Source organism: Pseudonocardia sp. KRD291 (genome assembly GCF_019263595.1).
Classification (GTDB): Bacteria; Actinomycetota; Actinomycetes; order Mycobacteriales; family Pseudonocardiaceae; genus Pseudonocardia.
Genome location: NZ_JADQDD010000325.1, coordinates 1 through 6,480 on the forward strand (window position 1 = coordinate 1; position 6,480 = coordinate 6,480).

4 protein-coding genes and 1 pseudogene are annotated in these 6,480 nt (G+C 73.7%); all 5 read left to right on the forward strand.

Translation table 11 applies throughout. The features are described 5' to 3' along the window. Positions 1-516, forward strand: a pseudogene (gene shbA / locus I4I78_RS28485) (RNA polymerase sigma factor ShbA); the annotation flags it as partial. Positions 517-873: 357 nt separating this feature from the next. Further along, positions 874-3,540, forward strand: coding sequence for an alanine--tRNA ligase (gene alaS, locus I4I78_RS28490; protein WP_218614595.1), 2,667 nt, complete (start codon positions 874-876; stop codon positions 3,538-3,540). Beyond that, complete coding sequence (ruvX, locus tag I4I78_RS28495; protein WP_308252420.1) at positions 3,537-3,983, forward strand: Holliday junction resolvase RuvX; 447 nt, start codon at positions 3,537-3,539, stop codon at positions 3,981-3,983. The genes alaS and ruvX overlap by 4 nt, the downstream gene beginning before the upstream one ends. Positions 3,984-4,134: 151 nt before the next feature. Beyond that, positions 4,135-5,274: an endolytic transglycosylase MltG gene (gene mltG, locus I4I78_RS28500; protein ID WP_218614596.1), complete on the forward strand. Its 1,140-nt coding sequence runs from the start codon at positions 4,135-4,137 to the stop codon at positions 5,272-5,274. 173 nt (positions 5,275-5,447) lie between these two features. Beyond that, positions 5,448-6,480, forward strand: a 1,033-nt coding sequence (locus tag I4I78_RS28505; protein WP_218614597.1) for a 2,3-butanediol dehydrogenase, incomplete at its 3' end; no start/stop codon positions are given.

Here is a 6,480-nt window from a genome sequence, read left to right on the forward strand (position 1 = left end):
CGCGCCGCCGTGGCCGGCGACCCGGACGCCGTCGCGACCCTCCTCGGCCGCATCCAGCCCCAGGTGCAGCGCTTCTGCCGCGCCCGGCTCGGCCGCCGGGAGACCACGACGGGGTCGGCCGACGACGTCGCCCAGGACGTGTGCATGGCGGTGCTGGCCGTGCTGCCCGACTACCGCTTCGCCGGCGTCTCGTTCCGCGCGTTCGTGTTCGGCATCGCCCGGCACAAGATCGCGGACGCGTTCCGGGCCATGGCGCGCAACCGCTGCGACGCCGTCGAGGAGCTCCCGGAGCGCACCAGCACCGAGCACGGCCCGGAACAGCTGGTGCTCGACGCCGAGCGCAACGGCCGTCTCGAGGAGCTGCTCTCGGTGCTCGGCCCGCGCCAGGTGGAGATCCTGACGCTGCGGATCGCGGTCGGCCTCTCCGCCGAGGAGACGGCGTCGGCGCTGGACTCGACGCCGGGCGCGATCCGGGTCGCCCAGCACCGCGCCCTGCAGCGGCTGCGCCGCGAGCTCGAGGAGCGGGCGCGCCGCCGCGAGGCTGCCACCGCCACCGTCACCACCACCGTCACCGCCGCCATCGGTGGGGGCCCGGGCCGGGTCGGCGGCATCCCGGTGCGGCGGATCCCGGCCCAGGACGTTCCGATCCAGGGCATCCCGGCCCAGCGCGCCGCGGACGAGCGGGTCGCGGTCGCGGTCTGAACACCGTCGGCGGTGCGGGCCCGGACCCGCTCGGCGAAAGGACGTGGCAGCGGCGGTAACCTGGGCACCGATCTCCACGCGCGTGGCGATGGAGTGTCGAGTCCCGCCCGCGCCCGCCGTACGGTGATCGTCTTCTTCTCGCCCGCCGTACCCGTCACGAGAGTCCTTCCGGTGCAGACCCACGAGATCGTCCGCCGCTTCACCGCCCACTTCGAGAACGCCGGTCACACCCCGGTCGCCAGCGCGTCGCTGATCCTCGAGGACCCGAACCTGCTGTTCGTGAACGCGGGCATGGTGCAGTTCAAGCCCTACTTCCTCGGTGACGTCCCCGCGCCGTACCCGCGCGCGACGTCGATCCAGAAGTGCGTGCGGACCCCGGACATCGACGAGGTCGGCAAGACCACCCGGCACAACACGTTCTTCCAGATGGCGGGCAACTTCTCGTTCGGCGACTACTTCAAGCGCGGCGCGATCGAGCGGGCCTGGTCGCTGGTCACCGGGTCCCAGGACGACGGGGGCTTCGGCTTCGACCCGGAGCGGATCTGGGTCACCGTGTTCGAGACCGACGACGAGGCGATCGCGCTCTGGCGCGAGATCGCCGGGCTGCCGCAGGAGCGCATCCAGCGCCGCGACGGCGAGGACAACTACTGGGACATGGGCGTGCCCGGTCCCGGCGGCCCCTGCTCGGAGATCTACTACGACCGTGGACCGGAGTACGGCGCCGACGGCGGGCCGGTCGTCGACGAGGACCGTTACGTCGAGATCTGGAACCTCGTCTTCATGCAGGACGAGCGCGGCGAGCTGTCCCCGAAGAAGGGGCACCCCCCGATCGGCGAGCTGCCGCACAAGAACATCGACACCGGGATGGGCGTCGAGCGGGTCGCGTTCCTGCTGCAGGGCGTGGACAACGTCTACGAGACCGACCTGGTCCGCCCGGTGATCGCGAAGGCCGAGGAGTTCTCCGGCAAGCGCTACGGCGCCGACACCGAGGACGACATCCGGTTCCGGGTGATCGCCGACCACGCCCGGTCCGGGGTGATGATCGTCGGTGACGGTGTGACACCCCGCAACGAGGGCCGCGGCTACGTGCTGCGCAGGCTGCTGCGCCGGATCGTGCGCTCGGCGCGCCTGCTCGGCATCACCGAGCCGGTGCTCGGCGCGTTCGCCGAGGTCGTGCGGGACGCGATGTCGCCGACGTACCCGGAGCTGGCGAGCGACTTCGAGCGGATCTCGGCGGTCATCCGGGCCGAGGAGGAGACGTTCCTGTCGACGCTCTCGGCCGGGTCGCGGATCTTCGACACCGCCGTCGAGGAGACGAAGCGTTCGGGGAGCTCGACGCTGCCTGGGGACCAGGCCTTCGCGCTGCACGACACCTACGGCTTCCCGATCGACCTCACGCTGGAGATGGCGGCCGAGGCCGGGCTCTCGGTGGACCGCGACCGGTTCGCCGAGCTGATGGGCGAGCAGCGGACCCGGGCCAAGGCCGACGCCGCGACCCGCAAGGTCGGCTTCGTCGACGCCTCGGTCTACCGCGCCGTGCTCGACACCCACGGGGTCACCGACTTCCTCGGGTACCAGTCGCTGTCCTCGGAGGCCCGCGTCGTCGGGCTGCTGCGCGACGGCGTCACCGTGCCGGCCGCCGAACAGGGCGAGCAGGTCGAGGTCATGCTCGACCGCACCCCGTTCTACGCCGAGGCCGGCGGTCAGCAGGCCGACACCGGCACGCTGTCCGGCGCCTCGTTCACCGTGCGGGTCGACGACGTGCAGTCCCCGGTCGCGGGCCTGCGGGTGCACCGCGGGGTGGTCACCGCCGGCACCGTCACCCTCGACGCGGAGGTCTCCGCGCAGGTCGACCCGGCCCGGCGCGGCGCGATCTCGCGTGCGCACACCGCCACCCACCTGGTGCACGCCGGGGTGCGCGGTGCCCTGGGCAGCTCCGCGGCCCAGGCCGGGTCGCTCAACGCCCCGGGCCGGCTGCGCTTCGACTTCACCTCGCCGACCGGGGCCGTGCCACCGGCCGCCCTGGCCGAGATCGAGGAGGAGGTCAACACGGTCCTGCAGTCCGACCGTGAGATCCAGACCTACGAGACGACGATGGACGAGGCCCGCAAGCTCGGCGCGATGATGCTGTTCGGCGAGAAGTACGGCGACCGGGTCCGGGTGGTCGACATGGGCGACTACTCGCGCGAGCTCTGCGGTGGCACGCACGTGCGCCGCACCGGTGAGCTGGGCCTGGTCCGGGTGCTCTCGGAGGCCTCGATCGGCTCCGGGGTGCGCCGGGTGGAGGCCCTGGTCGGCCTGGACGCCTTCAAGCACGCCACCACCGAGCACGTGCTGGTCTCCCAGCTGGCCGAGCAGCTCAAGGCGCGTCCCGAGGAGCTGCCGGACCGGATCCAGGGCATCGTCGAGCGGCTGCGCACGGCCGAGCGGGACCTGGAGAAGCACCGCGCGGACGCCGTGCTGGCCTCGGCCGGCTCGCTGGCCGAGAACGCCGAGGACCTCGACGGCACCGCGCTGGTCGCCGTCACCGCCCCGGCCGGGGTCGAGGGCAACGACCTGCGTTCGCTGGCCTCGGACGTGCGCGGCAGGCTCGGCAACCGGCCGGGTGTGGTCGCGCTGTTCTCCGCCGACCCGGACGCCGGGAAGGTCTCGTTCGTCGTGGCGACCACGGCCGCGGCCCGCGACAACGGCCTGGCCGCCGGGAAGCTGATCCCGTCGTTCGCGCCGGCCGTCGGCGGTCGCGGCGGCGGCAAGCCGGACCTGGCGCAGGGCGGCGGCACCGACCCCTCGGGCGTCGACGCCGCGATCGCGGCCCTGCGCGCCGCCGTCCGCGGGTGAGCGGGAGCGCCGTGAGCTGGGTGCGCGGGCGCCGGCTCGGCGTCGACGTCGGTGCGGTGCGGGTCGGGGTCGCGTCCTGCGACCCGGACGGCATCCTCGCGACGCCGCTGGAGACCGTCGCGCGCGACGTCGAGGGCGGCTCGGACGCGCGCCGGATCGCCGAGCTGGTCCGCGAGCACGAGGCCGTCGCCGTCGTGCTCGGGCTGCCGCGCACGCTGGCCGGGCGCGACGGCCCGGCGGCGCAGGCGGCGCTGGAGTTCGCCGAGACGCTGCGCGGCGCGCTCGACGTGCCGGTCGAGATGACCGACGAGCGGATGACCACCGTCGTCGCGACCCGCCAGCTCGCGGGCCGGGTGAAGGGACGCAAGCAACGCGCCGTCGTCGACCAGGTGGCGGCGGTGGCCATCCTGCAGGGCTGGCTCGACGCCGCCCGCGGTCGATGACCGGCACCGCTCCGCGCACTGCGCCGTATCCGGGATCGACACGGTGGCACCGGTCGCGACGGGAGACGTTCCGGGCCGATACGCTCGGTGACGTGACCGGCGCCGGGGTGTTCGCGACGTTCGACCGGTTCACCCCGCCCGCGGGCGAGGCGTGAGCGGCCCGGCGACCGCGCAGCCCGTCCGGCACCGGGCCCCGGTCGAGCGCCAGTGGCGGCGTCGTCTGCTGCTCCTGGCCACCGCGCTGGTGGCCGGTGCCGCGCTGGTGGCGGCCGTGATCTACCTCGTCGGACCCGAGGACTACCCGGGCGAGGGCCAGGGCGTCGTCGTGGTCCGGATCGAGCCGGGCGACTCGACCAGCGCGATCGGCGACATGCTGCTCGGACGGGGCGTGGTCGCGAGCCGCGCCGCGTTCGTCGAGGCCGCGAGCGAGCAGCCCGACATCCAGCGGGTCCAGCCGGGCTTCTACCAGATGCGGGAGCTGATGTCGGGCGACGCGGCGGCCGGCACGCTGCTCGACCCGGACGCCCGCGTCGGGTTCATGGACGTCAAGGGCGGCATCCAGCTCGACGACACCAGGGCCCCGAACGGCGCCGTCACGCCGGGCGTGCTCAGCCAGATCTCCGCGGCCACCTGCGTCGGCGAGGGCTCCGGGCGCCGCTGCCTGGGCGTGGACGCGCTGCGCACGACGATGGCGAAGACCGCTCCGGCGCAGCTGGGGGTCCCGGAGTGGGCGCGGGCCGGGTTCTCCGCGGCCGCGCCGAACCGCCGGCTGGAGGGGCTGATCGCCCCCGGCACCTACGACATCGACCCGACCGGCGGCCCGGTGCAGGTACTGCGCAGCGTGCTGAGCGACTCGGTGCCGAGGCTGGAGAGCGCCGGGCTCGGCGGCGAGGGCTCCTACGAGACCCTGATCCGGGCCTCGCTCGTCGAGCGGGAGGCGATCGCCGAGGACATGCCGCGGGTCGCGCGGGTGATCTCCAACCGGCTCGTCGCCGGGCAGCGCCTCGAGCTGGACTCCACCGTCAACTACCCGCTCGACGTGCAGGCCCTGCGCACCACCTCGCAGGCCCGCGGCACCCCGGGGCCCTACAACAGCTACCTCAACACCGGGCTCCCGCCGACGCCGGTCAGCTCGGTGTCGGTCGCGGCGACGTCCGCGGCCCTGGAGCCGGCGCCGGGCCCGTGGCTGTTCTTCGTCCGCTGCACGACCCGGGGCGGGTCCTGCTTCGCGGTGACGTTCCCGGAGCACCAGGCCAACGTGGCACGGGCACGAGACGCCGGGGCGTTCTGAGCCGGGTCCTTCTGAGCCCGGGGCCTTCGGAGCCCGGGGCCTTCTGAGCGCAGCGGGGGAGCGGCCGCGTCCGATCAACGGGTGCGCATGCAACCCGCGGGCAACCCTGGTCGCCGGTGGGCGCCGGTGCCAGTGTCGGGTCCGACACCGGTGTCACCGACGGAAGGACCTTCATGCGCGCTGTCGTCTACAGGGGCCGCAACGACATCAGCATCGACGACGTGCCGGAGCAGAAGGTCGGCGACGGCGACGTCCGGCTCCGGGTCGGCTACAACGGCATCTGCGGCACCGACCTGCACGAGTACTTCGCCGGGCCGATCTTCATCCCGCAGGGCCAGGAGCATCCGCTGACCGGCCGGAAGCTGCCGCTGACGCTCGGGCACGAGTTCTCCGGCACGGTCACCGAGGTCGGCCTAGGGGTGACCGAGGTCGTCGAGGGCGACCGCGTGGCGGTGATGCCGCTGTGGACCTGCGGACGCTGCGAGCGCTGCATCGCCGGTCGTCCGAACGTCTGCGCGCAGATCGGGTTCCACGGCCTGATGTCCGACGGTGGGATGGCCGAGTCCACCGTCGTCCCGGCGCACATGCTGCACAAGCTCCCGGACGCGGTGTCGCTGGAGATGGGTGCGCTCGTCGAGCCGATGGCCGTGGCCTACCACGCGGCGTCGCTGGGCCAGGTCGCCCGCGGCGGGACGGCCGCGGTGTTCGGGGCCGGGCCGATCGGCATCGGGCTGTGGTTCGCGCTGCGCGGGATGGGGGTCGACGACGTCTGGGTCGTCGAGCCCTCGGCCACCCGCCGGGCCGCGATCGAGGCTCTCGGCGCCGCCACGCTGGACCCGACGTCGGTCGACGTCCCGGCCGCCATCGCCGACGCCACCGGGGGCAGCGGCGCCGACGCCGCCTACGACGCCGCCGGCGTGGCGCCCGCCGTGCAGACGGCGCTGGCCTCGATCGGGTTCGCCAAGCCGATGGTCAGCGTCGCGATCTACGAGACTCCGCTGGAGACCCCGCTGATCAACCTGGTGATGAACGAGTCCCGGATCCAGGGCTCGCTCTGCTACACCCACGACGACTACCGCAACGTGATCGACCTGATGGCGCAGGGGCACTACGACACCACCGGATGGGTCGAGAAGATCGCGATGGGTGACGTGGTGGCGGAGGGCTTCGAGGCGCTGCACGCGGGGCGGAAGATGAAGGTGCTGG